The organism is Legionella nagasakiensis (assembly GCF_900639915.1).
Classification (GTDB): Bacteria; Pseudomonadota; Gammaproteobacteria; order Legionellales; family Legionellaceae; genus Legionella_A; species Legionella_A nagasakiensis.
Map to the genome: position 1 here is coordinate 132,018 of NZ_CAAAID010000002.1, position 26,779 is coordinate 158,796.

Here is a 26,779-nt window from a genome sequence, read left to right on the forward strand (position 1 = left end):
CTTTGCTTCATAGATGCCATTGGCAGTCAATCTTTCATTATGATTGGTTTAGAGAGTACACTCGCAATCGATGCCCATCTGGGTCAAGCGCCACAAAGGTGTAGCCAAAATCCATTTTAGTGGGCGATTGGGTGATGGTTAATTTCTTGTGTTTCCAGCGGGTATAAAGTTCGTCAACCACGCTGGTATGGTCAACGGAAAAGGCTAGCTCTCCTCCACCGCCTGTCATATCTGCCATCGGTTCAACGGTATGTTTGGACCATAAACCCAGCTTAATGCCATTTCCCAAGACAAATAAGGCAAATGTAGGTGATGACTCGCTTGGTTGTTGGTCTAATAAGTTGGCGTAGAATGCTGCACTGATGGCTGGGGAATCCACATAAAGAATGATTGTATTAGGGTAAATCATTATATTTCTCCAATAGTTTTAAGAGCAAGGGTAAACGCATGCTACCCATTGTTTCGCAAAAACCAGGTCATTTGAATGATAGGCTGGTCTCCTTTGCTATCTATTCCAATGGTTTGGTTTCTGCGAATAAAATAAAGCTTAAAAGATGAGACTGACAGTTTCTGTCAGTGGTCGTAAGACTATGGTTGTTCCTGGATGGAATGAATGGCTCGCCACTGCTTTAACAATTTTTGACGATGGTGTGGGTAACGGGTTTCTATTAATGTGAGTTGAGTGATTCTATCGGTACGAAAATGGCGAAAATCCTGCCGCAATTCACACCAGGCGATCATAATACGCACATGATCAAAAAAACCCAGTGCCAAAGGCCAAATGAGTCGCTGTGATGCGTTATGATTCAGATCCGTATAAGTCATGTCAAGTTTTTGTTCTTTGCGAATGGCTTGTCGAATCAGGGCAAGCTCATCATCACCAGCGGCAATGACTTGCCCAGGACCAATTAAAAGCCCAGAAGCTTCGAGTTGATTGCGAAGATGCAGAGGAAGAACGGCGGCAATTTTGGCTAAAGCATTTGAAGCTGAAATCTTTAATTGACTGTCCGCTTTCTTGGCTACCCAGCGTGAACCAAGCACGAGCGCTTCAATTTCCTCTTCCAGAAACATGAGAGGCGGAAGCATAAAACCGGGACGCAGAATATAGCCAATCCCTGGTTCGCCTTCTATTTGTGCTCCTTGAGCTTGTAAGCTGGCTATATCACGATAAAGCGTGCGCAGACTAATCCCCAATTCATGAGCTAATGTTGCGCCACTAACAGGATAACGGTGCCTGCGTAATAATTGGATTAAATCAAAAAGACGTTCGGCGCGAGACAAATTAACAATTCCTATTCACAGATTGGCCGGTTTAAGCGATTGATTGTGCAGCCTGTTGTGACAAACGGGCTCGTTTTGCACTTTCCACACCGGGTTGATCAAAGGCATTTATATCCCAAATAATGCTTTGGGTAAAAATTTTATGCTCGTAAAGCGCAATGAGCGCTCCTATGGTGAAAGGCGAGCAATCCTCAATGCAAAGATGATTGAGAGGTAAATTGCCGGGAATAAAAGCGTTGGGATCCTTATCATGCACGCCATGAGCAAGTACTTTGATTTTAGCGGCTGCCATATCATTGATGATTTGTCCTTCAAAGCTTTTTAAGGTGATGATATCGGCAGCAACTTTATGGGTTCCTTGACATAACAATTGATAATAACTATGTTGAGCTTGATTACCGGGTCCACCCCAAATCAATGGACTCGTTGCATAATGAACAGGGTTGCCTTGATTGTCGATGGATTTGCCATTGCTTTCCATATCCAGTTGTTGAATGTAAGGCATAAGTTGTTCAAATTGTTGGGCATAAGTAAGAATCAGCAGATTATGAATGGATAAAAAATTATTATTCCAAATCCCTAATAAGCCCAAGAGTACTGGTAAATTACAAGCGAATTCACGTTCACAAAAGTGTTGATCCATGCTGTTTGCACCAGCAAGAATTTGACTGAATTGCTCAAACCCTATAGCAATGGCGCCAATAAGATTAATGGCTGAGCAAAATGAGTAGCGACCACCAATCCAATCCCAAATAGGAAGTACAGTGGAGATGCCAAATTGATGTGCTTTTTCAACCTGAGCCGTTACGGCTATAAAATGCTGATGGTGACGTTTGGGATGACCTATCCAAGCCATTGCTTTGCGGGCGTTGTACAGTGTTTCTTGTGTTGTAAAAGATTTTGATGAGACAATAAACAATGTTGTTTCTGGGTTAAGTTTTGCGATGGTGTTGTTAACGCTGTTGGGATCGACATCAGATATAAAATGATAGCCAAAATCGGGTGAAGTGTACTCAGCCAGTGCTTTGATGCAAAATCTTGGCCCCAAGTCTGATCCCCCCATCCCAATATTGACGATGTCGCGAATTGGTTGGCCGGAAAAACCAAGCCATTGTTTGTTTCTAATCTGTTCAACCAATAGACGCATTTCATTGCGGGTTGCAATGACTTCTTCCATGATGTTGTGGCCATCCACCCAAATTGGTGTATTTCCTGATGCACGTAATGCCGTATGAAGTGCTGGCCGGTCTTCGCTGCGATTTACTTTATTACCATTCATTAATCCTTGGATTTTTTCTTCCAAAGAACAATGTTGAGCTAAAGAAAATAATAGTTCGAGCGTATGATCGGTGATGTGCTGATTAGAATAATCAAGGTGGATATGACAGGCTGTATGTTGACGTGTTGGATGGAGCGACCCTGGCTTGCTGCGATTTAGCGTTTGAGAGCGCAAGATTTGGGCGTGCTCGTCCAATGATTTCCATAGATTTTTTTTTGTCAACTGCTTCATGAGAATTCGCCATTTTTGATGTTAAAATACCATTAACTGATAAAATGATAAAGTTTCATTAAAAAAGAAAGACGCTTATCGGGTAGATTTTTATTAATACAACACCCTGAAAGAAGAGAGGCGGATGTTTTATTTAATTTTTATAATTTTTACTGTTTTTTTGTTGTCCTTTATACTGACTGGGCTGGTAAGACAGTATGCGTTGTCTAAAAAGATTTTAGACGTTCCTAACCAACGCAGTTCACATACTTTGCCTACACCACGAGGCGGAGGAATGGCCTTCCTCATTGGATTTTTAATGGCTGTTTTCATTCTGGCTTATATTGAGTTGATTTCCTATTCTGAAGCCGTCGCATTGATAGGTTCAGGTCTGTGGATTGCTTTGTTAGGTTTTTTGGATGACCATGGGCATATTCCCGCACGCTGGCGATTGGTTGGTCATTTTATTGCGGTAGGTTTTGCTGTGCATTGGCTTGGCGGCATGCCGGCATTTGCTTTGGGACCATGGAGTTTATCTTCTGGCTTGTTGCTGAATTTCTTGGCTGTTATTTGTTTTGTATGGCTTGTTAATCTTTATAATTTCATGGACGGTATTAATGGATTAGCCGGTATGGAAGCCGTGTGTGTATGTCTTGGTGGGGCACTACTGTATTTGTTAGCTGGCTATCCTGGTCAGGCGATATTGCCGGTAGTTCTTGCTACCGCGGTGGCTGGATTTTTGCCTTGGAATTTTCCTGTCGCTCGAATTTTTATGGGGGATGCCGGCAGCGGATTTTTAGGATTGATGATTGGGATTTTATCCATAGAGGCGGCGACGGTTGATTCCTTGTTTTTATGGTGCTGGCTTATCCTGCTTGGGGTTTTTATTGTGGATGCTACGTTGACTTTGTTGCGTCGCATGATGCAAGGTGATAAGCTCTATGAGGCTCATCGCAGTCATGCCTATCAGCAAGCCACCCATCGTTATCATAGTCACGTACTGGTAACATGTACGGTTTTAATGCTTAATGTATTTTGGTTACTGCCAATAGCCATCGCGGTTGTAAAAGGATACGTTAGTGGCTTTATTGGATTATCCATTGCCTATTTACCGCTAATCTTGCTAGCCTCCAGGCTTGGCGCCGGTAAAAAGAATTTACCTGACTGTTATCCAAAAAATAATCAAATTTTATAATTCTTAATATTATGTTAAGAATCATTCGGTAGAATAACAATCGTACAGTAAATTAATTGTTATTTTATTCAAACTGATATCACCTGGCGTACCATGGAAGCGTTCTATGGAAGATAAAGGTGATGACTGTTAGGGAGATTTAATTATGTTGATTTTGACTCGCCGTATTGGTGAAACATTAATTATTGGGGACGATGTAAATATTACTGTCTTGGGAGTGAAAGGAAATCAGGTACGCCTGGGTATTAATGCACCCAAAGATGTTTCTGTACATCGTGAAGAGATTTATCTGCGAATCCAGCAGGAAAAACAAGGCAGTGATGCTGAAGAAGTTGTTTAATACCGAATTCCATTCACAGTCTTCCCGTCCCGAGCAACAAAGATGTTCGGGACGTTATTCCACTCCATGCAAAGACGTATCCCCAGATGACAAATAATGTGCTTTGCCGTCTTTATCCACTAAAATAAGCTGACCTGCCTCATTGACTCCTTGTGCTTGACCGCATAAAAAACCCAACGGATAATTGACACGGATCACTTGATTCTTCAGGTAGTCCACTCGCTGCCATTGCTCTTGAAAAAAAGAAAAGCCATGAAGAAGGAATTGTTGGAGGGTGTCATAAAGCTGCATGATAAGTTGAACAATTAAGAGATTACGATCCCATGGTTGTCCCGTGATGTCATATAAAGAACACCATGGCCTATCCAGCGGAAGCTGATGGTTCGTGGCTGAATTAACATTCAATCCAATGCCAATGACCACTTCGGTTATACCATGGCTTTCAGCGTTAATTTCGATAAGACTCCCGCATAATTTTTTCCCATTCCACAGAAGGTCGTTTGGCCATTTGACACGAATGCCTTCATGAATATTTAATTTTTCCAGAGCGGATAGTATAGCCAGGCTAACGACCAGACTCATACCCGATAACTGGGATAGATCGCAATTAAAAGACCAACGAGAAGAAAGATAAATATTTTCTCCAAAGGGAGAATGCCAATGTCTGCCAAAACGGCCGCGTCCTTCCGTTTGCCTTTCCGCACAGCAAATATCCATGGACATGCTTTGCGGCAATTCTTTTAAGAAACGATTTGTGGAGTCGATGGAGGCAAAAAGATGAACATGCAGAGGCAGAGGAAAATCGTTGCCTATTAACGCTTGATGAATGGTGATTTCATCAAGAAACTTTATTGGGCTTGCCAGGCGATATCCTTGTTGTGGAATTGTAAGAATGGGTACGCTTAAGTCAACCAGCTGTTTGATCTGTTTCCAGACGGCCGTGCGTGATATCCCCAGGAGAATTCCTAACTGATTACCACTATGGCATAAGCCGTCTGCAAGTGCGTTAAGAATTTTTATTTGAGTAGCGCTAAATGTTTTCATCATGCAATACGCTTAATTCATTGAGCGCCAGGTAGCGAATTTCTTGAATGCCTGGATTATAACAAAGTGCTGCACAGCTGGCGATTTTAGGTGCAAACGATGTAATTCGCCAAGCTTGTTGATGCAAGGAATCATAAATCATTTGTTTTTCTGATGGCAAAATGGGAAGGGTGATTTGTTTTGTTGGATAACTTAATCCTAATCCGCAGGCTTTGATCAAGGCTTCTTTTTGTGCCCAGATATGAAAAAAACCAAATGGTTTCAATGAGCTAGGTAGAGCAAGTAACGCTTCATACTCTTCCTCTGAAAAAAGATGATTGGCGATGCCCTCATAAGGGCGTGCGGAAAAAAATTCAATATCAACACCTAAAGGATAGTCTTTGCCTACAGCAAGTAATGCCGTATCTTGAGAATGGCTTATATTAAATTGAATAGGAGGGGTGTTAAGAAGCATTGGTTTTCCATGAGGACTGTATGCAAACTTAAGTTGATGAGGAAGAAGACGAAGGTATCGGGCAAGAATAAGACGTAGTACAGCGCGAGCTATCGTAAAACGTCGGCGATGGCGAGCAAAATAATAACGCTTAGCCCGTTCCTGCTCGTCTGTAATGAGTAAGGATTTGGCACCAGCAAATTCTGCCTCAAGAGAAAATTGCCAGACATCAATGCGCTCCTGATGCAAGTTGCAATCTTGAAGAGGAAGGGCTTTAAATGAAGGCATATGGCATCCGATTACAGATGAGGTTATACTTCGCATATTTATTCCAAAGGCAATGCAATAGAATAAAATGCCTAAGTCTGATTACATTAAACTTTAATGTATGTGACGATAATAACGTATAACGAAAAATTCACCAATGAGTAACGAATGAGTCGACAATTTTTGGATTTTGAGCAACCGATTGAAGAGTTGAATCAGAAAATTGAAGCGCTGCGCATGGTAGGAAGCGATAGCGATATTAATCTGAGCGAAGAGATTTCTCGTCTTGAAGCAAAATGCCAGGAATTAACTGCTCATGTTTTTGCGCATCTTGAACCTTGGCAAGTAGCGCAAATGGCAAGACATCCCTTGCGCCCGCAAACGACGGATTATATCGAGCATTTGTTTACTGACTTTCAGGAATTGCATGGTGATCGTCATTATTCATCAGCACCGGCTATCATTGGTGGTCTGGCGCGTTTTCACGGTGAACCTGTTATGATTTTAGGGCATCAAAAAGGAAAACGTACCAAAGAAAAGGTTTATCGTAATTTTGGTATGGCACGTCCGGAGGAATACCGTAAAGCATTGCGCTTGATGAACATGGCGGAAAAATTTGAATTACCGTTGTTTACCTTTATTGATACCGCTGGCGCTTATCCGGGCATTGGCGCTGAAGAACGTAATCAGTCAGAAGCAATCGCCCGAAATCTTTTTGAAATGTCAAAGCTTAAAACCCAGATTATTTGTGTGATTACAGGAGAGGCTGGCTCAGGGGGGGCTTTGGCTATTGGCGTTGGTGACCGTGTCATCATGTTGCAATACGCTATTTATTCAGTTATTTCTCCGGAAGGTTGTGCTTCCATTCTCTGGAAAGACCCTGCTAAAGCCAGTGAAGCGGCAAGAGCCATGGGTATTACCGCCGATAAAATTTTTGAAAACAACTTGATTGATCGTGTTGTGGATGAGCCATTAGGCGGCGCTCACCGCAATGTTGCAGAGATGATGACTCGTTTGAATTCTATTTTAATGGAAGAATTACGCGCGCTCAAAGCGCTTTCCTTGGATGACTTATTGGCACAGCGTTATAAGAAATTCATGGCAATGGGGGCTTGTGACTGAATTCTCGTTATTAAGCAACGATTGGCTTAAACGGTTGTCCACTTACCACCGGTTATTTGTTGGGTTTAGCGGCGGGCTTGATTCGACCGTATTATTGCATAGCCTGGTTCTCCAACCTAATTTACGTGATAAAATACATGCCGTTCACATTCATCATGGTCTCAGCACCAATGCGGATGTCTGGCAGACTCATTGCCAGTGCTGGTGTGATGTACGTTCAATTCCCTTTATTGCCCGACAAGTTAAAGTTAACGACTATTCAAATATTGAAGAAAAGGCAAGAATCGCTCGTTATAACCAGTTTTCTTCATTACTGTCAGAAAAAGATTGTCTTTTATTAGCGCACCATGCGGATGACCAGGCTGAAACGGTGTTGTTGCAGTTATTGCGAGGCGCGGGTGTTGACGGATTGGCTGCTATGGCTGCAGAGGCATCGATGGCAAAGGGAAGATTGGCAAGACCATTATTGGCGTTTACCCGACAGACATTAGAAGCGTATGCTCGCCATTATGGGCTTGATTGGATTGAGGATGAAAGTAATCAGAACACTGCTTTCTCTCGTAATTACCTGCGCCATCATGTGATGCCTTTGTTGCGTGCCAAGTGGCCCAGTGTGGCTATGAGTTTGGCCCGTAGTGCAAGCCATTGCCAACAAGCTAAAATAAATCTTGAAACATTGGCTGCTCTGGATTGTGAGCACCTGACTGAACAGGCCAATTGCTTATCTTTATCGTTTCTTTTGCCACTAAGTCGTGCTCGCCTGGAGAATGTCTTGCGAGTTTGGTTGAAAAGAAACCAAGTTCGTCTACCGTCTACCATTATGCTGCAACGATTGATTGATGAGTTAATTTTTGCTAATCAGGATGCCAATCCTTGTGTGCAATGGGACATGGTCGAAGTAAGACGGTATCAGCAAACGCTTCATTTGCTGAAAAATCAAGAAGTAACCGATCTTAAAGAAAGACGAGAATGGTTCACATTTCCTCAACCATTATCGCTTGATGCCTTGGGATATTTACATGCTGAGCCAGCAAAGAAAGGATTACAAGTGCCACCCGGCAGTCGTATAGAGATTCGCTTTCGCCAAGGAGGGGAAACAATGTGTTGGCATGGACAAACAAAGCAACTTAAAAAATTGCTGCAACAGTGGCGAATACCTCCCTGGCAACGTGATTCTGTTCCACTCATTTATCTCGATGGTCGCCTTGCCTCCGTCGTAGGATTTGCAGTGAGTGATCATTTTTATGGTTTGGGTTCTGCTTATCATGTCCAATTAAAAAATCATTCTGTTGAGTGTTTTGCTTTATAATTGCTTACGAGTAATGGTTGTTGGGGCTTTGATTTAAACGGATATGATAATCATTGATCCATCTGCCGCAGCAGGTCTGTTGTTCTTCTTTATTAAAAAAATTCTCCCTGCTCGAAGTATTTTTGCTCCAACTTGTTAACTTGTGTTTATTACTTTATGGAACTGACATAAAAATCGATAAGGAGGAAAATGGTGGATTATCAAAAAATATCTGAGAAAACAGTAAAATATATATATACAGCGCATGCTAGTTTATCAGAGTCGCCTCTAAATCCACAGTTGCGCGTTTTAGTTGAGCTTAGAGCTTCACAAATCAATGGCTGCGCCTATTGTTGCTTAATTCACTCTGATGAAGCTAGAAAATTAGGGATAGAACAGAAAAAATTGGATCAGCTACCTGCTTGGACAGAAGCGACATGCTTTGACTCAAAAGAGAAACTAGCTTTAACTTGGTGTGAAACAGTGACATTACTAAGATCGGATAAACAAAAAATACGGACACAATTGTCTGATTTTTTTAGTGCCAGGGAAATTGTAGACTTAACTTTGTCCATTTCACTGATGAATGCTCTAAATCGTATCGCTGTGAGTTTAATGTAAATATTTAACTGATTATTTGTGTAAATAGCAGAATTAAGTCGTCAAACACATGAAACTGATGAAAATATTTTATTTTCACATTGGCTAAATAGGAACTGCCATTTAAAGATCTAAAAACATGTCAAATAATGATAAAAGTTATATCGACTAGACAAAAAACATTCTCTATTGCAGAATGTAAGATTGATTTCAAAATTATCTTTTTGTTCGATTAATAACTCATGTTACCCAGCACAGTAAAGATGGTGTTGCGTAATATGAGTTTATAAGAGTCACTTATGGTAGAGCCTTTAATCAACATTACTCGGCGACATGCGTTCGTGTTTGCCGGGTTTTTGGTGCTTTATGAATTTTTGACCTACGTTGCGAATGACATGATCATGCCGGGCATGGTTGATGTAGTCAAAACATTTCATGGGTCAGAATCTGCTATAGCGACTTCATTAACTGCGTATGTGATGGGCGGGGCTAGTCTGCAATTATTTCTTGGGCCAATTTCCGATCGCTACGGCCGACGGCCAGTAATGATTTTTGGGGCTTCACTTTTCTTTTTGTGCACGGTGTTTATTGCAAGTTCCCAATCGATTGAGCAGTTTTTGATCGCCCGTTTTTTTCAAGGGATGGGATTATGTTTTATTGGGGTGATTGGCTATGCAACGTTACAGGAAATCTTTGCCGAAATGGATGCCATAAAATTAATTGCGATCATGGCCAATATTTCTATATTAGCGCCTTTATTAGGGCCATTGGCAGGGGCATTTTTTATTCATTATTACAGCTGGCGTTTGATTTTTATCCTCATTGGTGGTTTGTCTTTATTGGCTTTGTGGGGATTATGGCGGTTTATGCCTGAACCTGTGGGGCAAATCAAAAGAGATGGAGAAGAAATCAAACGCATCTCCCTGACACCACGTGTTATTGCTGCTAATTACAAGCATCTGCTTTTAAATCGAACGATGTTATTGGGCTCCATTGCTTTGGGTTTATTAGGCCTGCCTTGTATTATCTGGATTGCGCTGGCACCGGTTATCCTGATTGCGGATGCAAAACTTTCGGTGATTCAATATGGTCTATGGCAACTTCCTGTCTTTGGCGCAGCCATATTAGGCAATTGGTTTTTACGACAGTTAACGCGATATTATTCATCTCAAAAAATTTTATGGATAGGTTCTCTTATTGTCAGTCTTGGTTTGCTGATGGTTTTTATTTTTCCTTCTTTGATGGACCATTCATTTGTCTGGATGATGCCAGGAATGATTATCTATTTTTTTGGATTAGGGGTGACCAATGCACCTTTAGATCGTTTGATTTTATTTTCTACACCAATTGCTAAAGGTACATCTTCCGCATTGATGACTATGATTTCTATGTGCATGCAAGCGTTCGGTATTGAAATTGGCAATTACATCTACACAACGCACAACAATATCCTTTTGGGTTTTTATTGCGCGTTAGCCGGGTTAATTTACCTGATTTTTCTTGGTGGTGCTTTTTGCTTCTTAAAACGAAGTGTTAACACCTAAGTTTTGTCGACATTCATCTTAACCAAAGGGCAGTTGCAACGATATAAAAGAAAGACAAAAAGGACTGCGCAAACTTGTCATATCGTGTTGCAGCTCTTCTGAACTGCTTGAGTAAAATCTGAAGCCTGTGACGCGGTCAAAAGCTGCCCAGGCGTCAGGATAAACTTAAGCGGCCTGCCCAGCGATCACACAGAGCATGTATCTTTGTAGAAAAACTGCCTTTAGAACGGCCTAATTCCTGATTTTCTTGTTCCTTTTGCCCCCGGAAGCATGCTGGTGAGCACGAACAATAGTCGAATTCCTGTAAATACTGATCCAATGAACTATACTAATGATTGTAATTTTCGATAAAAGATTAATGCTTGGGGGAGAATCATGCCTGATATTAAACAACCATTAGCAAAGAATCATTATGAATATTTAAATGAATTGCTAGGAAAAGAAGGTGACCGAGCATTATCAGCAAAAAAGGAAATGGAGGATGCTGAGGCTAGAGCCCTTGCAGAAAAAGTGCGGGTTAAGCTAATAGAAATGGAAGCAAGACTAGTAAGTGAATCTACAAATCAAGACCTAAAAGACAACATCACAAAAATGAAACGAGTGCTTGAGTTTCTGCAGAGTGAGGAAAAAAGAAGTTCATATAATGCTGCCATATCAACAAGTGTGTCGAGTGCTACTGTACAAACTAAAGTGGAGGGGCAAGCAAAAAGTATGGCGATTGTGCCTTTGGTGCCTATAAAAGAGATAATAGATGAATTTGATGACATTAAAAAGCAAATGAATGGACAGGATAAACCCGGTGGTGGAGGTAAGTATAAAGAGACTGATTTTTCTTATAGAACGGAGGAGGGCCCACCAAAAGTTCATGTTTTTATTTTTCCTGATGAAGCTTCTGCTAATGCCTTTATTGAAAGACTGTTTAATAAAAATATGGCTATGTTACCAAATGGTTCGCAAGATATGAAAGACGTAAAAAAAGGATGGCAACAACAGGCTACCGCACAGCAAACAACAGGGATGAAGGGAGCGCTTGGCGCTATAAAACAGGAAGCTGAGAGAGGTGCATTGGAGGCAGCCTCAGATTCACCAGACGTCACGTCAACGACACCAAGACTCGGCAGAAGCACATAATCAAAATTAAGTAAGGACTGAAAGGCCCAGAAAACCATCTTGAATATTACTCAAAAACCGATTATAAAAACTAAAATGGAATTATAAACAATAGCTTTGTGGTGTAATCCCTAGAAAAAACAAGGATCATAATAAAATAAGAGAGAAAATCGTTATCTATTGAAAAAATATTAACGTAACTGGGGGTAAGGAATGCAAAAATTGTAGAATCACATAAAACTGTATTGAATTACCAATTAATGCCCCTGTTTTGGTTAAGATGAATATCGGTAGAACTTAGTCTTTTTTCTCTTTTTTACAACAACATCCAGAAAAGAAATTATATAACCAGGCCACGATAACGCCACCAATGAAGGCATCAATAAATCCTATGATCCCACCAATGATGCTCCCTACAATGGTGGCGTCGTATCCCACATACACTGTGCCAACGGACGTTACAAAAATCTCACCGTAAGAAAAAAAATAAGCACTTAAACCCATAAGAAAGAGCGATATGCCCCATACAATACCTAAGGATAATCCCAGTGCTAATGGACTCCATCTGCAGTTAGTCATCACAATCTCCTTGTTATAACTATATACTTAATTATAGACTTTTTATTGCCAATTTTATTGGACAGGATTTAAGTTCTGTTGGATTAATCTATTTTCTATCGAATATCAAATCATGAAAAAGTTAAGAAGCTGGTAAATGTTTTAATAATCCGTATGATCCTATCTTTATTTCATGATGACTGAGGTATGGAAATGTATATCGCTGGTGTGGATGAAGTTGGACGAGGTCCGTTGGCAGGGCCTGTTGTTGCCGCCGCTGTTATTCTGGATGCTCCTATCGCAGGGGTAACGGATTCCAAACTGTTGACTGCATCACGCAGAAAAGAATTAGCGGTTGAAATTAAAGAAAGAGCAATCTGCTATGCTTACGGACGAGCTGAAGTCGATGAAATTAATCAATTAAATATTCATCATGCCACGCTGCTGGCTATGAAAAGAGCCATTGAAACATTAGCCATTGCCCCGGAAAAGATTTTGGTGGACGGTCTTCATGTGCCGAATGTTGCCGTTCCTTGTTATTCGATTGTGAAAGGCGATCTACTCATTGCAGAAATAAGTGCTGCCTCGATCATTGCTAAAGTTTATCGTGATGAAGAAATGGAACGAATGGATAATGATTATCCTGGTTATGGCTTTGCCGCCCATAAAGGTTATTCTACAGCAGTCCACCAACGAGCATTGGAACGATTAGGCCCGTGCGCCATTCACAGAAAATATTTCAGCCGCGTTGCCGCTCTATCGGTTAATCAAGAATAGGAGGCTTGAAGCATCAAGAAGATGGGTTGATATTCATGGGTCATCCATTAAGATTATCAAATAAAATTCGATGTGAACTGATGGACATGAGAATGCCAAAAGCCGCAAGAAACGTCACCATTGCTGTGCCGCCATAGCTAATCAAAGGTAAAGGAATGCCTACAACAGGTAAAATACCCATCACCATGCCGATGTTTACAAAGGCTGAAATAAAAAAAGTCATCGCCAGGCTTGCAGCCAACAAGCGTGTGTAGCTGGTCTGAGCATGTCTTGCAATATGTAAACCTCGTAGTGATATGAGAGCAACCAGGATGATCAAAATAATACTGCCAATAAAACCAAATTCTTCGCCGCTGACTGCAAAAATAAAATCGGTTGCATGTTCAGGTAAAAAATTAAGATGTGACTGACTGCCTGCTAACCATCCTTTACCAAAAGCGCCTCCTGAGCCTATGGCGATTTTCGATTGAATGATATGATAACCGGCATCCAACGGATCGTTTTCAGGATTTAGAAACGTAATAATTCGCTGTTTCTGATAATCATGTAAAACATGCCATAATAAAGGCATTGTTAACCCTAGGGCAATTGCCAGAAACAATATGACGCGCATTTGAATGCCAGCAAGAAAGATGACGGACAAGCCGGCGGCAATAACCATAAGACCCGTACCCAAATCAGGTTGTTTTGCAATCAAGAGAGCGGGTATAAAAATGATGATTGCTGCAAGAAACAATGATTTGACGTTAATGGGTAAAGAGGTACGGTCGAAATACCAAGCCGCCATCATTGGAACAGCAAGCTTCATAATTTCAGAGGGTTGAAAGCGAAATAGACCTAAATCGAGCCAACGCTGCGCGCCTTTACCAATTTTCCCCATAACCATCACCGCAATCAATAAGGTCAGGCCAATGCCATAAATCCATGGTGTCCATAATTTATACTTGTGAGGGGGGATAAACGCAAACACCATCATGACAGCGGCGGCTAGGCCTAAACGTAATAATTGCCTTATGACCATTCCCATGTTTTGGTTTGACGCACTGTATAAAATAAGCAAGCCTAAGGCTACTAATAAGAGCAACAAACCCAATAAAGGATAATCAACATGCAATGATTTTGGGGTAAACCGATAAATAGGACGAGTTTGATTTATGTTCATGTTACGTTATTCTTTTGATTCAAATCAAAGTAAGCATCCATGATCTTGCGAGCGACGATGGATGCAATAAAATCATTTTCTACCAGCACGGAGATGGCAATCTCAGGCTTTTCGACGGGGGAAAAAGCAATGAACAGAGAATGATCTCGCAGTGCTTCTGGAATGTCCTGATAGCTTTTTTTCTCATATTGATTACCGCTAAATACTTGAGCCGTTCCTGTTTTTCCTGCAACGCTATAGGCGGAATTACGGCCAAAGCGATGCCCCGTTCCTTCTTGACTGCTGATGACATTTTGCATGGCCTCGATGACAATTGTCCAATGAACATTGTCTTTTAATTGGACTGGATATTCCTCTAAAGGCTTATACAGATGTGTTTTACCATTGTCTTCAACCGAACGGCTGAACAGATGGGGACGAAACCGACGACCATGTGAACTTAATGCCGCGGTTGCATTAGCCAGCTGTAAAGGAGAAGCCAGCATAAAGCCTTGGCCTATAGAAGTGATTAATGTATCACCTGGATACCAAGACATTCCTCGACTTCTTCGTTTCCAAGTTGGGCCGGGAACGATGCCTGGTGCTTCTTCCAATAAATCGACATGAGACAGTTGCCCAAAGCCAAATTGCATTAAAATGTCTTCAATGGCTGAAATACCCAGTTTATTCCCCAGTTGATAAAAATAAGTATCACATGAAACAGTAATAGCTCGTTTAAGATTAATGATGCCATGACCTCTGCGTTTCCAGTCACGGTATTTATGACTCACGCCGGGAAGACCATACCATCCCGGGTCATAAATTTTAGTGGTTGGCGTAATGGTTCCTTTTTCAAGCCCCGCCAAAGCGATAAAAGGCTTAACGGTTGATGCGGGTGGATAAAGGCCACGAACAGCGCGATTATATAAAGGTTTGTCCTGAGCATTGGTCAATTGCTGATAATCTTTGCTACTGATGCCATTCACAAAAAGATTTGGATCGAAACTCGGCGTGCTTACCATGGCCAAAATATCACCGTCCTTGACATTCATGACCACGGCCGCTCCCCGTTTTCCCTCCAATGCTTTGTATACGGCTTCTTGCAAGCGAGCATCAATGGTAAGATAAATTTTTGCTCCTGATATGGGTGCTTGCTTGCTTAAAACACGTAATGTTCGCCCACTTACATCGGTTTCTATTTGCTGGTAGCCTACTCGACCATGCAGGGTCTTTTCATAGTAACGTTCAATGCCTGATTTGCCGATAAAATTAGTGGCGCGATAGTTGGTGTTATCGACTTGCTGTAGTTCCTGCACATTAATCCGCCCGACATAGCCAAGCAAGTGCGCCATGACTGGTCCTCTGGGATAATAACGCATCAGCCTTGCTTTAATGCTGACGCCAGGAAACAAATACTGATTGCTGGCAAAAATGGCCACTTCTTCCTCGGTTAACTTGAGTTTTAAAGGGATAGGAACGTAGGAACGATTTTGGCGACGGGCGTGTTTAAAATTATCAATGTCATCATCGGTAATGGATGGTATCAACTCTTTTAATTTTGCCAGTGTTTCGTGCAGATTTGCTACTCGTTCAGGAATCACTTCAAGCACGTAAACAGGAATGTTGTCGGCAAGAATTATCCCATTCTTATCAAGAATAATACCGCGGGGAGGAGCAATAGGGATAATGCTCATTTGATTTTTCAAGGATAATGTGGCGTAGCGTTTAAATTGAGAAAATTGCAAATAGGCTAAGCGTAAAATCAAAATAAAGGACAATATGACCAGTAATGCCACCAGCAAGCTTAAACGAAAGCGATGTACTTGCAATTCTTGGCGGTCATTTTTAACGGAGTCATTCAAACGCATCTTAAATACAGCATAGTTTGGTGGTGATTTGTAAAGTTATGTAAAGAAATATTAAAGATCACGGTGTTTAATATTATCTTAATGTTTTATGCATATTGTCTATAATTAATCTATTAAAATTTTATTTTAGAGACAGTGATGACCATTTTATATCTAGATGACAATGATAAGGATTCAGCAGAAGCCTTGGCGGCTGTACACCGCGATCGGGCTTTAAGACTTGATGACGTGAGGGAAAGAACGCTGCGTGATCATGATATTACATTATGTGCCCATACGGATGATGAGCGTACTACCATTGGTGGTAAAACACCCCGTGAACTGGCAAGAGATCTAGCCCGCAAATATGGTGATAATAAAGCAAATCTTCAGGATGTTTATCTTATTTCTTGCGAGGCTGGCATGGGGCAGCCATCGCTTGCCCAGCAATTGGCTATCGAAATGAGAAACACTGGATTTGCAGCAGGAATTCGTATCCATGCAGCCAATCCAGTGAATGCGGATGAACTTCATGGCATGCGCGTTGAAGTAGTAACCAGACCAGGGGCATGGACCCTGGGTGCTCGCGGAGATGTTCGGGCATTTTTTTATGGTAATGAGCATAGTTATGAAGTTGATAGTCAGATTGAAGATGCTGAAGAGAGTGGTAACCGAAGGGAAGCCACTCGTTTATTTAGAGCAAGAAGCACCGATAGCCGCTACGTAAAAACAGACATTTTCGATACCCATGATTACAAAGAGGAATTGAATCGGGCGCATCATACGTTTACTACGGCAGGGCCGGGGCCAAAGCCTAATCGTGCCGTGTTAAAAGCCATAGAAATACTACAAACGGTTATCGCTGTACCGGCTGCAAGACATGGCTTTTCTGAGGAAGAAAAAGAAAGATTAATCCCTAAATTGATGGCTGCCATCCATGGCTGGGAAAGAAAGGATGGCGAGATTAAAGTGGGTGGGGAAGTAATTAAACGTAAGAGCGGTCCTGATGCCCGATTTATTGGTTTAAAAGACATGCCCAATGCGTCAGTGGATGAGATCATTGCCAAACTTAATGAGGTTCGGGACGTTTTAGGCAGAAGAAGTGTATTCGGAAGCTCGAATTTTCAAACCATAATTGGGGTTGTTAGCAGACAGTTGCATGAATTGGAGGAGCCTATGCGACCTTACCATCAACGAATGGTGGGTAGCCGACCCTCAACACCACCGGTTGTCCATCCGGCTTTAGCCCAGTTAAATCATGTGTCAGAGCCAAGTCGTAAGCATGGAACAGCCCGAGTGGTGCCAGCACCGGACAGCACCTCTCTGGTTAGAGGAGAAGCTTTGTTCCGCCAAGCATTGCAAGGCTATATTGTGGACCGCCAAAGAACGAATACCGACTATTTTTATGGGGGATGGACGACATTTTGGAATTGGATTGCGAATGGTTTCCGGGCCTTATGCGGCATGGACCAGATTCCTATTGAAGCCAAAAGTAGAGACGTAAAAATAGCAGCCGCTGAGCGATTAAGTCGTGGTGAAGCCTTGTCCGAGCAAGAGGTAGCAGCGACTAAAGAAGGACGATTAGGAGAATTGGTTCGTGCTCGTGATGATGCAGCTTCACTAGCCAAAATCGCCACCAGGCATGGATTTTTACCAGAAGCTCCGGATAGGAGGTCTGACGAAACAGAACGGCCAAGAAGTGGAGGAAGTGGGATGGCTCCAGGTTTTAAATGAGGTGTTTGTTGCTTCATTATGCATGAGAAAATCATACTTTGGTTATATACTTTATTTATGGTAAGGATGGTTTTTTAGAATAGACCAGGCTCGGTAAATTGCTTCAATAAAAATGATTCGTACTAAGGGGTGCGGCAACGTTAGTTTCGATAAAGACCAGCACTCATCACATCGCGCTACCAATTCACGGGAAAGTCCTTCCGGCCCACCAATCAGGAAGCATAAATGGCTGTTGATATGTTGTAATTGTTCGAGTTTACGTGCTAATTGCTCACTACTGAAGGATTCGCCAGTCATATCTAGGGCAATGATTCGAGCTCCTTGTGGAATGGCTGCTGCCATCAGAGTTGCTTCTTTTTCTAAAATGCGGGTTAAATCCGCTGATTTTCCTCGGCGTAATAGTGGAATTTCAATCAGCGTCAGGGCAATGCCATCCTGCAATCGTTTTTTATAGTCACTGACCGCTTCATTAACCCAGGAAGGCATTTTATTACCTAGCGTAATTAAAGTAATTTTTAACATAAACCTTGTATGACCCAGGCTCCCTTTAAAAAAGGAAAGAGCTTAAGATGTTAATCTATACAATAATGTGCTTAAAAAAGAAGAGGTTGGGAGAAATCTTAAGACGTTTGCTGCCACAATCCTTCAAGATTATAAAATGCACGGTTTTCGGGTTGCATGACATGGACAACAAAATCACCAAAATCAATTAAAGCCCATTCACCATATTCAAGACCATGATGACTTAAAGCAGGAAGCCCCGCTGCTTTCATTTGCTCCATGACATGTTCAGCAATCGATTTTACGTGACGGGACGAACGGCCATTGCATATGACCATATAATCAGTCACACTGGTTTGGTCACGAACATCTAAAACAGTAATCTCATTGGCTTGAATGTCTTCTAAAGAAGCAATGAGCGTTTCTAATAGGGGATGTTTATCTGGCATAGAAGAGTATCAATTCATTAAATCGGCCGCGCGAAGTATAACAGCAATTCAGATAAGCAACCACTTATTTTTGCGATGCCATGAGATATTTGATGATGCGGTTAAGAATAATGCACACAACGGCTGCTGCCAGTAAGATATAGAGCAAGTGACTAAATGTCATGGCATAGTGGGTTTTTAATCCGCTGATCGACATATGGTCTAGCTTCTCTTTCGGGATAGCCGTGATTGCCGCAAGTTTCCCAGATAAAAATCCCCCCAGTCCAAGAGAGACAAAGAAAACCCCCATCATGGTACTTACTTTTTTGTGACTTGATAAAAGGGTAATGGCAGATAAGCCTACGGGTGATAATAGTAATTCCGCGAATGAAATCATCAGATAGGCAGGAATGAAAAACCAAGGAGAGATGAGTGCTATCCCCGCATCAAAACGACAAACCAATGCAATGGATACATAAGCAGAAACCATAAAAAATATTGACAGCAAGAATTTGTTGCCCGTTCGAATCGCATGTTGTGCCGAACTCAATTGTTTCTTATTACGGCCAAGGAAAAGACCGAACATAATCATCCCTAAGCTTTGCACTGCAACATAATAAGGAGGGGGAAATGGAATGCCTAAAAGTGTCGGCTGTACCACACGTTTCAATAACAATGTCAAAGATAAGAACATTTGGAAATAAAAAGACCAGAAAATAATAGAAATCAGACACAATAGCCCTATGACCAGAGTTTGACGCGCCTGTATGCCGCTTTCTTGCATTAATGAATTCAGTAAATAAATCAGTGAAAATAGACCAATGACTGTGAATAAAGCATCAGCAAGAGTCGATTGATGCAAAATATAAAAGGCGCCGAACCACATCAGAACGATGAGGAGAATCGCAAAGAATATATCTTTTAACTTGTGCTGGTAAGGAACGTAATCAGCGATGCGATAGCGATGAATGCCAAATGAAAAAACAGCGATGGCGATAATCATCCCGATTGTGGCACTCAGGAAGGAAAGAGGCCAACCATACAATGATTGAAGGTAACTGGGCAGTGTTGTGCCTAGAATAATGCCTGTGGTGATGCCCATGTAAAATATGGTGAAACCACGTTCACGGTTCGGTGAGCCGATGGGATATTCATTGCCTAACAAAGATGAGATATTCGGTTTAAGTAACCCTGTACCCACAGCGATTCCTGCCAGTGAAATCGTAAGTCCATGATCGGATTTCAGTAATCCTAATGAAAGATAACTGAAAAATAATATGATTGCACCAGCAAGGATACTGCGCTTTTGTCCTAATAATTGATCGGCAATCCAGCCACCAATCACCGGTGACAGGTAGGTTAAGGCAGTAAAAGCACCCACCAAAGGGTAAACACGGTGGTCATTCCATTGAAAATACATGACCAGATAAAGGGCAAGCAGTGTTTGTACGACATAAAATCCATAACGTTCCCACATCTCGGTCGCAAAGAATATTTTTAGTGAGGGGGGATGGGTTATTTGATTTGCTTGCACACTGCTTCTTGAAAAAGATGAAATGCGTGGATTCTACCATATTGAGAAATAATTTCACATCATACTTCCGGACTCGCTTTCATGACACTTTTTCTCTAGTATATGACCATTGAATTTCTATAATTAGAGCCTGCATCGTGATGCGCAGAGAGCATTTACGTCTAGCTGTTTTGGGTATCGCTGCGTTAGCGACAAGAGGGCTTTCTGGAGAAATGAACCATGGATCAGCACTATACAAAACATCCTATTCATGCTCGTCGTGGAATGGATAAAGAGGCTAAAAGCTGGTTAACTGAAGCGGCTTTACGTATGATTTGTAATAATCTTGACCCGGAAGTGGCTGAATCACCGGATTCTTTAATTGTGTATGGCGGATTAGGGCGAGCAGCAAGAAATTGGGAGTGTTTTTATAAAATCTGTGATGTTCTCAAAGGTCTGAACGACGATCAGACGCTTTTGATTCAATCAGGCAAGCCTGTAGGAGTTTTTAAGACGCATGAAGATGCACCACGCGTTTTGATTGCCAATTCGAATATTGTTCCCCACTGGGCAACCTGGGAGCATTTTAACGAGCTCGATAAAAAAGGCCTGATGATGTATGGCCAAATGACGGCAGGCAGCTGGATCTATATTGGTTCTCAGGGCATTGTTCAGGGAACTTATGAAACTTTTGTGGCGGCTGGTAAAAAGCATTACGCTGGAGACTTGTCTGGGCGCTGGATTCTAACGGCTGGTTTAGGCGGCATGGGTGGTGCACAACCATTAGCTGCGGTCATGGCAGGTGCAAGCATGTTGGCCATTGAGTGTGATCCAGGTCGGATTGAGAAACGACTAAAAACACGTTATCTCGATCGTGCTACTGAGCGCCTAGAGGAGGCATTGGGATGGATTGAAGATTCGTGCCGGAAAAAAGAGCCGATATCGGTAGGTTTACTAGGGAATGCCGCTGATCTTTATTCTGAACTGATTCAACGTAATGTAATGCCGGCGCTGGTGACGGATCAAACCAGTGCACATGACCCTCTTAACGGTTATTTGCCAAGTGGTTGGTCTTTAGCCAAAGCAGAACGATTAAGAAAAGAAGCTCCGGAAGAAGTTGTTTCTGCTGCCAAGGCATCGATGGCAAAACAGGTCAAAGCCATGCTGGCTTTTCGCGAGCGAGGTATTCCTGTGTTTGATTATGGCAATAATATTCGTCAAATGGCCTTTGAAGCGGGGGTTAAAGAAGCATTTGCTTTTCCTGGATTTGTGCCCGCATACATTCGCCCCCTATTTTGCGAGGGGATTGGGCCATTTCGCTGGGTAGCATTGTCTGGGGAGCCGGAGGATATTTACGCAACGGACGACAAGGTTAAACAACTGATTCCAGAGGATAAGCATTTGCATCGATGGTTGGATATGGCGCGCGAAAAGATTGCTTTTCAAGGGTTGCCGGCGCGAATTTGCTGGGTAGGTTTGGAGAACCGCGCTCGTCTTGCCTTGGCATTTAACGAGATGGTGAAGACCGGCGAAGTAAAAGCACCGATTGTGATTGGTCGTGACCACCTGGACTCAGGCTCAGTGGCGAGCCCTAATCGAGAAACGGAAGGCATGCTTGATGGCAGTGATACGGTGTCTGATTGGCCATTTCTCAACGCCTTACTGAATTGCGCAAGTGGTGCAACCTGGGTTAGCATTCATCACGGCGGCGGTGTTGGCATGGGGTTTTCTCAGCATGCCGGGGTGGTGATTGTTGCGGATGGCAGCGACAAAGCAGCCACACGACTTGCACGGGTATTGCATAATGATCCGGCAACAGGGGTCATGCGTCATGCGGATGCAGGTTATGAACTTGCCAGACAATGTGCAAAGAAAAATCACTTGTGGCTGCCTATGGAGGGATTGGGAGAAACACCATGAATCATGAATTTATTCTTTCGCCAGGCCAACTCAATTTATCCTTATTAAAACAGGTTCTTTACGAAAAAAAGCGCTGTGTTTTAGACAAGTCGTGTTATCAAGCCATTCATGCTTCAGAACACATGATTCAGCAGATTATTGGAGAAAAAAAAACCGTCTATGGCATTAATACCGGTTTTGGTTCGCTTGCCAATGAAATTATTTCTGCCGATAAACTCAAGACATTACAAAGAAATATCGTTTTGTCGCATGCTTGTGGCAGTGGCGAACTATTATCAGATGACATTGTTTCTCTCATTCTATTATTAAAAATCAATAACTTATCTCAAGGTTTTTCTGGGGTTCGCCAAAAGCTCATTGATGCTTTATGCGCGCTTTATAACGCAGAAGTATACCCTTGTATTCCCAGCAAAGGCTCAGTGGGAGCGTCGGGTGATCTTGCACCATTAGCGCATCTTGCATTGCCTTTACTGGGTGAGGGAGACGTGCGCTATCAAGGACAAATCATCAAGGCAGCCGAAGGGCTTACCATCGCCGGACTTACTCCGCTGGATTTGGCTCCTAAAGAAGGTTTGGCTTTATTAAATGGATTGCAGGTCTCTACAGCGCTTTGTATGCATGCTTTCTTTCGCAGTGAATGGTTGTTTGAAACCGCTGTTTTGGCTGGCAGTTTGTCAGTTGATGCAGCCAGTGGCAGTGATGTGCCTTTTGATGATCGTATCCATGCCGTTCGTGGTCATCAAGCACAAAGACAAGTGGCTGCCATGTATCGTGAGTTATTAGTCGACAGTGAGATTCGTGAAGCGCATCGTCAATGCACACGCATCCAAGATCCTTATTCACTTCGCTGCCAGCCGCAAATCATGGGGGCGGTGCTTCATCAGATGCAATTTGTCGGCGAAACATTGCAAGTTGAAGCCAATGCGGTGTCGGATAATCCTTTGGTATTTGCCGAGCAAGGCGATGTTTTGTCGGGCGGTAATTTTCATGGTGAAATACTGGCTATGGCGGCTGATAATCTTGCCTTGGCCATTGCTGAAATGGGTGCGAATGCCGAGCGGCGTATCGCTTTGTTAATTGATAAGAATTTCAGTGGCTTGCCCGCGTTTTTGGTCAAGGAAAGCGGATTAAATTCAGGATTTATGATTGCCCATGTGACCGCTGCGGCATGTGCCAGCGATAATAAGGCTTTGGCGCATCCTCATTCGGTTGACAGTTTGCCGACTTCAGCCAATCAGGAAGACATTGTTTCGATGGCAACCAATGCTGCCCGGCGATTGCAACCCATGATTGACAATACGGCGACGATTCTGGCGATTGAATTATTGGCTGCTTGTCAGGGCCTTGACTTTTACAAGCCATTAAAGACATCGCCAAAATTGCAGAATCTCTACCATAAAATAAGAGAATACGTTGCCCCTTATGAGGTAGATCGTTATTTTGCACCTGATATAGAAATCATTAAGCGACAGATATTAAATGGTAAGTTTAGCCTTAATTAACGAAATCTAAGAACAGGTTTTTTATGTCCATTGAAATTTATACGGATGGTGCTTGCAAAGGAAATCCAGGTCCTGGTGGATGGGGTGTTTTGTTACGTTATCAAGGGCAGGAAAAAACACTGCATGGTGCAGAATCACACACCACCAACAATCGTATGGAATTAACGGCAGCGGTCAAAGCACTGGAAGCACTAAAACGCCCTTGCCAGGTTGAACTTTACACGGATTCGCAGTATTTGCGTCAAGGCATGACAAACTGGATGGTGCAATGGAAAAAAAATGGTTGGCGTAATGCAAAAAAAGAACCCGTCAAAAATGTCGATCTGTGGCAACGATTGGATGAGCTGGCTAAAATACATCAAATTCGCTGGCATTGGGTTAAAGGACACGCAGGGCATCCTGAAAATGAACAAGCGGATAGCTTGGCAAATCAAGCCATTGAACAATTGTTGCAGGCAGATTAGGTGCAGCCTATACACTAATTTCTCTTTTTTACAGGTAAGAATATGCGCCAAATCGTGCTAGATACGGAAACAACAGGCATTGGTCCAGAAAAAGGCCATCGAATCATTGAAATTGGATGCGTTGAGTTACTTGATAGAAAACTGACGGGTAATCATTTTCATGTTTATTTGAATCCTCAACGAGAGGTGGAGGAAGGAGCCTTTCGGGTTCATGGCATCAGTACGGAGTTTTTGCAAGATAAACCATTATTTCAAGATATTGTTTCTGAATTTATACAATTTATTGAAGGAAGCGAGCTCATCATTCATAACGCTCCCTTTGATGTTGGTTTTTTAAATGCCGAATTAACACAAATCAAGTGGCCAAAATCTTTGGAAGCGCACTGTGGTATTGTAGATACTTTGATTCTAGCCCGCGAAAAGCATCCCGGGCAGCGTAATAGCTTGGATGCGTTATGCAAGCGCTATGAAATCGACAACTCAAACCGCCAATTGCATGGGGCTTTGCTGGATGCTGAAATATTAGCATTCGTTTATTTGGCGATGACCGGCGGGCAGGCCAGTTTGTTTGATGGTGATATTCAGTTAAAAGAAGAAACAAAGGTAAAAAGCAGTATCTCCTATGAAGCATTATCAAGTCATTCCCCAATTATATTGGCTGATCCTGTCGAAACGGCCAGACACAATGAATTCATTGAATTTATTATAAAAAAATCAGGAATCAATCATTGGCAGAGTTAGGGCATGCGCCACTATTTTTTAGTCGATCAGCCGCCTAAGGATTGGCTGGGCTTTTCGGTTGGTTCATCGTCATCAGATTTAATAATTGCTTGATAGGCTTTCTGAAAATTCTTCACTTTTTCCATGGAATCGGTGTCAGGCGTAGAAAAGAATGTGTCTGAATAACCACGTTTTGAAAAAGCGGCAACGGCCGCAGCAGGAATTCCAGCGGTTGCTATGGTTCCTATGATGGCAATAACCCCGATAATTCCGCGAATAATTGGTGATAGTTGATACCATACCCCGCGATGCTTTTCTAACTCTGTTGTGGCAGTCTTAATGGACTGGTCGCATTGTGTTTTAAATGTTTTAGCATCAATTTTATCTTGGGTGAAATACTGCTCGCTATTAGTGCTTAGTGCTTTAAGTAAGGCATCGGATGCTTCAGCGGCTTTCTTATAATTCTTCGGATCATGTTTCGCTTTTTCTTGTAATTCGACATTTTTTGCTGCCAATAAAGCCAGGGCATGATTAAATGCAATATGCTGCTTTACTTTTTCATGCTGTTCATTGACGCGGGAAGTAAGGTCATCGAGACTTGCTCTGTAATCTTCAGCCGTTGTATCCCCACGATGGTACGCTGTGGCAGCTTCGTCTAATTCGTGAAGTAGTTTTTCTTGTTTTTGTTGAGGCACATCATACTCTTTTAACTCTAGACGAATTAGGTTTTTGGTGTCTGCTAAAACTTGACGGATTTTAAGATAGTCAGCGTCAGCCTGCATACGCATGCGTGCTTCATGCGTGTGAGCGACGGCTACTAGGTCGGCAAGAACCTCGCTATGACGTGCTGTTGAGCTATGGATGAGTTGTTTGGCGGTGAGTTCGGATGAGTGTTGCGTAAAATGGCGAACGTCAAGAAGTCCATAAGCATCACGAAGTGTTCCAGTTCGTGATAACTCCCTATCTTTGCCAAACCAGCCGTCCAGATTCCGGTGGCTGGGCAGCGGGGTGGTGCCGTGTTGCAGAATTTCTCCATCACCAATATGGCCGTGCACAAAGCTGACTTTAAAGCCACCGCGGGGTTCTGTGCGTAATTCATCGCCGATGGCACGGTTCCACACAAGGCGCATCAGTGGTTTAGTTGGTGGAACCGGATCCTTGGGGTCAGAATGCCCTTCTTGGTCTATGAGACTCGCCAATGTTTTTTCAGTAAATAAGGTATATATACGTTCATTGATGGCATTGATGGTGGTAATTAATGCTGTTGGACTGTCTTCATGGTAAGGAATGCTAAATTTATTTGCCAACGCTTCAATGGTTTCAAGTCCAATAGGGGCATGAGAAAATAAAGTGATTTCCCCCTCGGGAGAAACCGTATAACCAATGGCTTTTACCATCGGTTTATAGCAATCATCAACGATTTGGCGTACTTCTCCTTCATCGACTAAACCGCGGGCAATCAAACGTTGCATGTTGGTCAATGATTGTCCCTGATTTCCGAATAATTGATGTATTCCTGTAAATCGCCGGTGTTCGTAATCTCTGATAAATTCCGCGCTATGATTGGACACCATGATGTCCACATCAAGGTTTGCATCATGCAATTTTTTTAAGACTAAGAGCGTAAAATAATCATTATTGCCTCGATCGGCTAATTCATCGCCAATCAGCGTGAGGGAACGGTCGGTGTTAATGACGGCGCTATCGATGATCGCTCGAAACGTCTCTAGGTCGTCGGCAGTAAGAGAGCTGGTTCGTGTATAATAGATATCATGTAAGTCTTTGTATTGCTCAGGAGTAACTTTCAAAAAGCCTTCTTCAATCAGAGTATAAATCAACTTCAGAGCATTACCATGCAAATCTCCGACGCTGACATGAGTATGTTCAGCCGCAGAGGCAAGCACGTCAGGACACTTATCTAAATCGGCCGTCGTTCGGACTTTTATTTCTTTTGACATGGG

Annotated in this window: 25 protein-coding genes; 13 read left to right on the plus strand and 12 right to left on the minus strand. The window is 42.4% G+C overall.

The window, feature by feature from the left end; genetic code table 11:
* Nucleotides 1–37: 37 nt before the first annotated feature.
* The 3 genes from E1O52_RS02150 to pgi form a co-directional block, all read right to left on the minus strand.
* The gene (locus E1O52_RS02150) at nucleotides 38–409 is read right to left on the minus strand and encodes a VOC family protein (RefSeq protein WP_133127067.1); all 372 of its coding nucleotides are present in this window, start codon (nucleotides 407–409) and stop codon (nucleotides 38–40) included.
* A gap of 179 nt (nucleotides 410–588) precedes the next feature.
* Nucleotides 589–1,281 carry a helix-turn-helix transcriptional regulator gene (locus tag E1O52_RS02155; protein ID WP_133127068.1) on the minus strand — a complete coding sequence of 231 codons (693 nt, stop codon included), beginning with the start codon at nucleotides 1,279–1,281 and terminating at the stop codon, nucleotides 589–591.
* 31 nt (nucleotides 1,282–1,312) lie between these two features.
* Nucleotides 1,313–2,791: a glucose-6-phosphate isomerase gene (gene pgi, locus E1O52_RS02160; protein WP_133127069.1), complete on the minus strand. Its 1,479-nt coding sequence runs from the start codon at nucleotides 2,789–2,791 to the stop codon at nucleotides 1,313–1,315.
* A gap of 124 nt (nucleotides 2,792–2,915) precedes the next feature.
* Between pgi and E1O52_RS02165 the strand changes: the two genes are divergently transcribed.
* Together E1O52_RS02165 and csrA are read left to right on the plus strand one after the other, a co-directional pair.
* On the plus strand, nucleotides 2,916–3,965 hold the full coding sequence (locus E1O52_RS02165; RefSeq protein WP_133127070.1) for an MraY family glycosyltransferase: 1,050 nt from the start codon (nucleotides 2,916–2,918) through the stop codon (nucleotides 3,963–3,965).
* Nucleotides 3,966–4,110: 145 nt separating this feature from the next.
* On the plus strand, nucleotides 4,111–4,305 hold the full coding sequence (gene csrA / locus E1O52_RS02170) for a carbon storage regulator CsrA (protein ID WP_025385389.1): 195 nt from the start codon (nucleotides 4,111–4,113) through the stop codon (nucleotides 4,303–4,305).
* Nucleotides 4,306–4,359: 54 nt separating this feature from the next.
* Here csrA and E1O52_RS02175 read toward each other — a convergent pair whose 3' ends face one another.
* Nucleotides 4,360–5,349 (minus strand): biotin--[acetyl-CoA-carboxylase] ligase, encoded by a 990-nt coding sequence (locus E1O52_RS02175; protein ID WP_133127206.1) that lies wholly within the window; start codon nucleotides 5,347–5,349, stop codon nucleotides 4,360–4,362.
* The gene (locus tag E1O52_RS02180) at nucleotides 5,336–6,070 is read right to left on the minus strand and encodes a 4'-phosphopantetheinyl transferase family protein (protein WP_133127071.1); all 735 of its coding nucleotides are present in this window, start codon (nucleotides 6,068–6,070) and stop codon (nucleotides 5,336–5,338) included. The genes E1O52_RS02175 and E1O52_RS02180 overlap by 14 nt, the downstream gene beginning before the upstream one ends.
* Before the next feature lie 147 nt (nucleotides 6,071–6,217).
* Here E1O52_RS02180 and E1O52_RS02185 point away from each other — a divergent pair, with 147 nt between their 5' ends.
* The 5 genes from E1O52_RS02185 (at nucleotide 6,218) to E1O52_RS02205 (ending at nucleotide 11,734) form a co-directional block, all read left to right on the plus strand.
* Entirely contained in the window at nucleotides 6,218–7,171 is a 954-nt protein-coding gene (locus E1O52_RS02185) for an acetyl-CoA carboxylase carboxyltransferase subunit alpha (RefSeq protein ID WP_133127072.1), read from the plus strand.
* A complete protein-coding gene (tilS, locus tag E1O52_RS02190; RefSeq protein ID WP_242602128.1) occupies nucleotides 7,164–8,480 on the plus strand; it encodes a tRNA lysidine(34) synthetase TilS in 1,317 nt (438 codons plus the stop codon). Before E1O52_RS02185 ends, tilS begins: the two co-directional genes overlap by 8 nt.
* A 189-nt stretch (nucleotides 8,481–8,669) precedes the next feature.
* Nucleotides 8,670–9,080 carry a carboxymuconolactone decarboxylase family protein gene (locus tag E1O52_RS02195; RefSeq protein WP_133127074.1) on the plus strand — a complete coding sequence of 137 codons (411 nt, stop codon included), beginning with the start codon at nucleotides 8,670–8,672 and terminating at the stop codon, nucleotides 9,078–9,080.
* Nucleotides 9,081–9,358: 278 nt separating this feature from the next.
* The gene (locus E1O52_RS02200; RefSeq protein WP_133127075.1) at nucleotides 9,359–10,603 is read left to right on the plus strand and encodes an MFS transporter; all 1,245 of its coding nucleotides are present in this window, start codon (nucleotides 9,359–9,361) and stop codon (nucleotides 10,601–10,603) included.
* A gap of 375 nt (nucleotides 10,604–10,978) precedes the next feature.
* Nucleotides 10,979–11,734, plus strand: a complete 756-nt coding sequence (locus E1O52_RS02205; RefSeq protein WP_133127076.1) for a hypothetical protein — start codon at nucleotides 10,979–10,981, stop codon at nucleotides 11,732–11,734.
* A 276-nt stretch (nucleotides 11,735–12,010) separates the two neighbouring features.
* Here the strand turns inward: E1O52_RS02205 and E1O52_RS02210 are convergent, their stop codons facing one another.
* Nucleotides 12,011–12,292 carry a bacteriophage holin gene (locus tag E1O52_RS02210; protein WP_133127077.1) on the minus strand — a complete coding sequence of 94 codons (282 nt, stop codon included), beginning with the start codon at nucleotides 12,290–12,292 and terminating at the stop codon, nucleotides 12,011–12,013.
* A 186-nt stretch (nucleotides 12,293–12,478) separates the two neighbouring features.
* On the opposite strand from E1O52_RS02210, the gene rnhB reads away from it, so the two are divergent.
* Nucleotides 12,479–13,048 carry a ribonuclease HII gene (rnhB, locus tag E1O52_RS02215; RefSeq protein ID WP_242602129.1) on the plus strand — a complete coding sequence of 190 codons (570 nt, stop codon included), beginning with the start codon at nucleotides 12,479–12,481 and terminating at the stop codon, nucleotides 13,046–13,048.
* 40 nt (nucleotides 13,049–13,088) lie between these two features.
* On the opposite strand, the gene rodA is transcribed toward rnhB, so the two are convergent.
* Both rodA and mrdA read right to left on the minus strand, forming a co-directional pair.
* Nucleotides 13,089–14,210 carry a rod shape-determining protein RodA gene (gene rodA / locus E1O52_RS02220; protein WP_133127078.1) on the minus strand — a complete coding sequence of 374 codons (1,122 nt, stop codon included), beginning with the start codon at nucleotides 14,208–14,210 and terminating at the stop codon, nucleotides 13,089–13,091.
* Entirely contained in the window at nucleotides 14,207–16,057 is a 1,851-nt protein-coding gene (gene mrdA / locus E1O52_RS02225; RefSeq protein WP_133127079.1) for a penicillin-binding protein 2, read from the minus strand. Before mrdA ends, rodA begins: the two co-directional genes overlap by 4 nt.
* Before the next feature lie 138 nt (nucleotides 16,058–16,195).
* On the opposite strand from mrdA, the gene E1O52_RS02230 reads away from it, so the two are divergent.
* Complete coding sequence (locus E1O52_RS02230) at nucleotides 16,196–17,770, plus strand: hypothetical protein (RefSeq protein ID WP_133127080.1); 1,575 nt, start codon at nucleotides 16,196–16,198, stop codon at nucleotides 17,768–17,770.
* 51 nt (nucleotides 17,771–17,821) lie between these two features.
* Here the strand turns inward: E1O52_RS02230 and rlmH are convergent, their stop codons facing one another.
* The 3 genes from rlmH to E1O52_RS02245 all read right to left on the minus strand — a co-directional run bounded on the left by rlmH (nucleotide 17,822) and on the right by E1O52_RS02245 (nucleotide 20,233).
* The gene (gene rlmH, locus E1O52_RS02235; RefSeq protein WP_133127081.1) at nucleotides 17,822–18,292 is read right to left on the minus strand and encodes a 23S rRNA (pseudouridine(1915)-N(3))-methyltransferase RlmH; all 471 of its coding nucleotides are present in this window, start codon (nucleotides 18,290–18,292) and stop codon (nucleotides 17,822–17,824) included.
* Nucleotides 18,293–18,390: 98 nt separating this feature from the next.
* The gene (rsfS, locus tag E1O52_RS02240; protein WP_133127082.1) at nucleotides 18,391–18,720 is read right to left on the minus strand and encodes a ribosome silencing factor; all 330 of its coding nucleotides are present in this window, start codon (nucleotides 18,718–18,720) and stop codon (nucleotides 18,391–18,393) included.
* A 64-nt stretch (nucleotides 18,721–18,784) separates the two neighbouring features.
* Nucleotides 18,785–20,233 (minus strand): peptide MFS transporter, encoded by a 1,449-nt coding sequence (locus E1O52_RS02245; protein ID WP_278043910.1) that lies wholly within the window; start codon nucleotides 20,231–20,233, stop codon nucleotides 18,785–18,787.
* A gap of 219 nt (nucleotides 20,234–20,452) precedes the next feature.
* Between E1O52_RS02245 and hutU the strand changes: the two genes are divergently transcribed.
* Genes hutU through dnaQ form a run of 4 tightly spaced genes read left to right on the plus strand, consistent with a single transcriptional unit; the run spans nucleotide 20,453 to nucleotide 24,839 of the window.
* Nucleotides 20,453–22,132: a urocanate hydratase gene (hutU, locus tag E1O52_RS02250; RefSeq protein ID WP_133127083.1), complete on the plus strand. Its 1,680-nt coding sequence runs from the start codon at nucleotides 20,453–20,455 to the stop codon at nucleotides 22,130–22,132.
* The gene (hutH, locus tag E1O52_RS02255) at nucleotides 22,129–23,634 is read left to right on the plus strand and encodes a histidine ammonia-lyase (protein ID WP_133127084.1); all 1,506 of its coding nucleotides are present in this window, start codon (nucleotides 22,129–22,131) and stop codon (nucleotides 23,632–23,634) included. Before hutU ends, hutH begins: the two co-directional genes overlap by 4 nt.
* Before the next feature lie 23 nt (nucleotides 23,635–23,657).
* The gene (rnhA, locus tag E1O52_RS02260) at nucleotides 23,658–24,098 is read left to right on the plus strand and encodes a ribonuclease HI (protein WP_133127085.1); all 441 of its coding nucleotides are present in this window, start codon (nucleotides 23,658–23,660) and stop codon (nucleotides 24,096–24,098) included.
* Between the two features lie 42 nt (nucleotides 24,099–24,140).
* On the plus strand, nucleotides 24,141–24,839 hold the full coding sequence (gene dnaQ, locus E1O52_RS02265) for a DNA polymerase III subunit epsilon (protein ID WP_133127086.1): 699 nt from the start codon (nucleotides 24,141–24,143) through the stop codon (nucleotides 24,837–24,839).
* A gap of 26 nt (nucleotides 24,840–24,865) precedes the next feature.
* Here the strand turns inward: dnaQ and wip are convergent, their stop codons facing one another.
* On the minus strand, nucleotides 24,866–26,776 hold the full coding sequence (gene wip / locus E1O52_RS02270) for a Dot/Icm T4SS effector Wip (RefSeq protein ID WP_133127087.1): 1,911 nt from the start codon (nucleotides 26,774–26,776) through the stop codon (nucleotides 24,866–24,868).
* Between the last annotated feature and the right edge of the window lie 3 nt (nucleotides 26,777–26,779).

Bases quoted from the DNA above. Each gene is read 5' to 3' on its own strand.
- rodA (WP_133127078.1), bottom strand. From the start codon at position 14,210: ATGAACATAAATCAAACTCGTCCTATTTATCGGTTTACCCCAAAATCA.
- wip (WP_133127087.1), bottom strand. From the start codon at position 26,776: ATGTCAAAAGAAATAAAAGTCCGAACGACGGCCGATTTAGATAAGTGT.
- hutH (WP_133127084.1), top strand. From the start codon at position 22,129: ATGAATCATGAATTTATTCTTTCGCCAGGCCAACTCAATTTATCCTTA.
- E1O52_RS02230 (WP_133127080.1), top strand. From the start codon at position 16,196: ATGACCATTTTATATCTAGATGACAATGATAAGGATTCAGCAGAAGCC.
- E1O52_RS02185 (WP_133127072.1), top strand. From the start codon at position 6,218: ATGAGTCGACAATTTTTGGATTTTGAGCAACCGATTGAAGAGTTGAAT.
- rnhA (WP_133127085.1), top strand. From the start codon at position 23,658: ATGTCCATTGAAATTTATACGGATGGTGCTTGCAAAGGAAATCCAGGT.
- E1O52_RS02165 (WP_133127070.1), top strand. From the start codon at position 2,916: ATGTTTTATTTAATTTTTATAATTTTTACTGTTTTTTTGTTGTCCTTT.
- rsfS (WP_133127082.1), bottom strand. From the start codon at position 18,720: ATGCCAGATAAACATCCCCTATTAGAAACGCTCATTGCTTCTTTAGAA.
- rlmH (WP_133127081.1), bottom strand. From the start codon at position 18,292: ATGTTAAAAATTACTTTAATTACGCTAGGTAATAAAATGCCTTCCTGG.
- dnaQ (WP_133127086.1), top strand. From the start codon at position 24,141: ATGCGCCAAATCGTGCTAGATACGGAAACAACAGGCATTGGTCCAGAA.
- E1O52_RS02150 (WP_133127067.1), bottom strand. From the start codon at position 409: ATGATTTACCCTAATACAATCATTCTTTATGTGGATTCCCCAGCCATC.
- E1O52_RS02200 (WP_133127075.1), top strand. From the start codon at position 9,359: ATGGTAGAGCCTTTAATCAACATTACTCGGCGACATGCGTTCGTGTTT.
- E1O52_RS02175 (WP_133127206.1), bottom strand. From the start codon at position 5,349: ATGAAAACATTTAGCGCTACTCAAATAAAAATTCTTAACGCACTTGCA.
- hutU (WP_133127083.1), top strand. From the start codon at position 20,453: ATGGATCAGCACTATACAAAACATCCTATTCATGCTCGTCGTGGAATG.
- E1O52_RS02195 (WP_133127074.1), top strand. From the start codon at position 8,670: ATGGTGGATTATCAAAAAATATCTGAGAAAACAGTAAAATATATATAT.
- pgi (WP_133127069.1), bottom strand. From the start codon at position 2,791: ATGAAGCAGTTGACAAAAAAAAATCTATGGAAATCATTGGACGAGCAC.
- E1O52_RS02210 (WP_133127077.1), bottom strand. From the start codon at position 12,292: ATGACTAACTGCAGATGGAGTCCATTAGCACTGGGATTATCCTTAGGT.
- mrdA (WP_133127079.1), bottom strand. From the start codon at position 16,057: ATGCGTTTGAATGACTCCGTTAAAAATGACCGCCAAGAATTGCAAGTA.
- E1O52_RS02180 (WP_133127071.1), bottom strand. From the start codon at position 6,070: ATGCCTTCATTTAAAGCCCTTCCTCTTCAAGATTGCAACTTGCATCAG.
- E1O52_RS02205 (WP_133127076.1), top strand. From the start codon at position 10,979: ATGCCTGATATTAAACAACCATTAGCAAAGAATCATTATGAATATTTA.
- csrA (WP_025385389.1), top strand. From the start codon at position 4,111: ATGTTGATTTTGACTCGCCGTATTGGTGAAACATTAATTATTGGGGAC.
- rnhB (WP_242602129.1), top strand. From the start codon at position 12,479: ATGGAAATGTATATCGCTGGTGTGGATGAAGTTGGACGAGGTCCGTTG.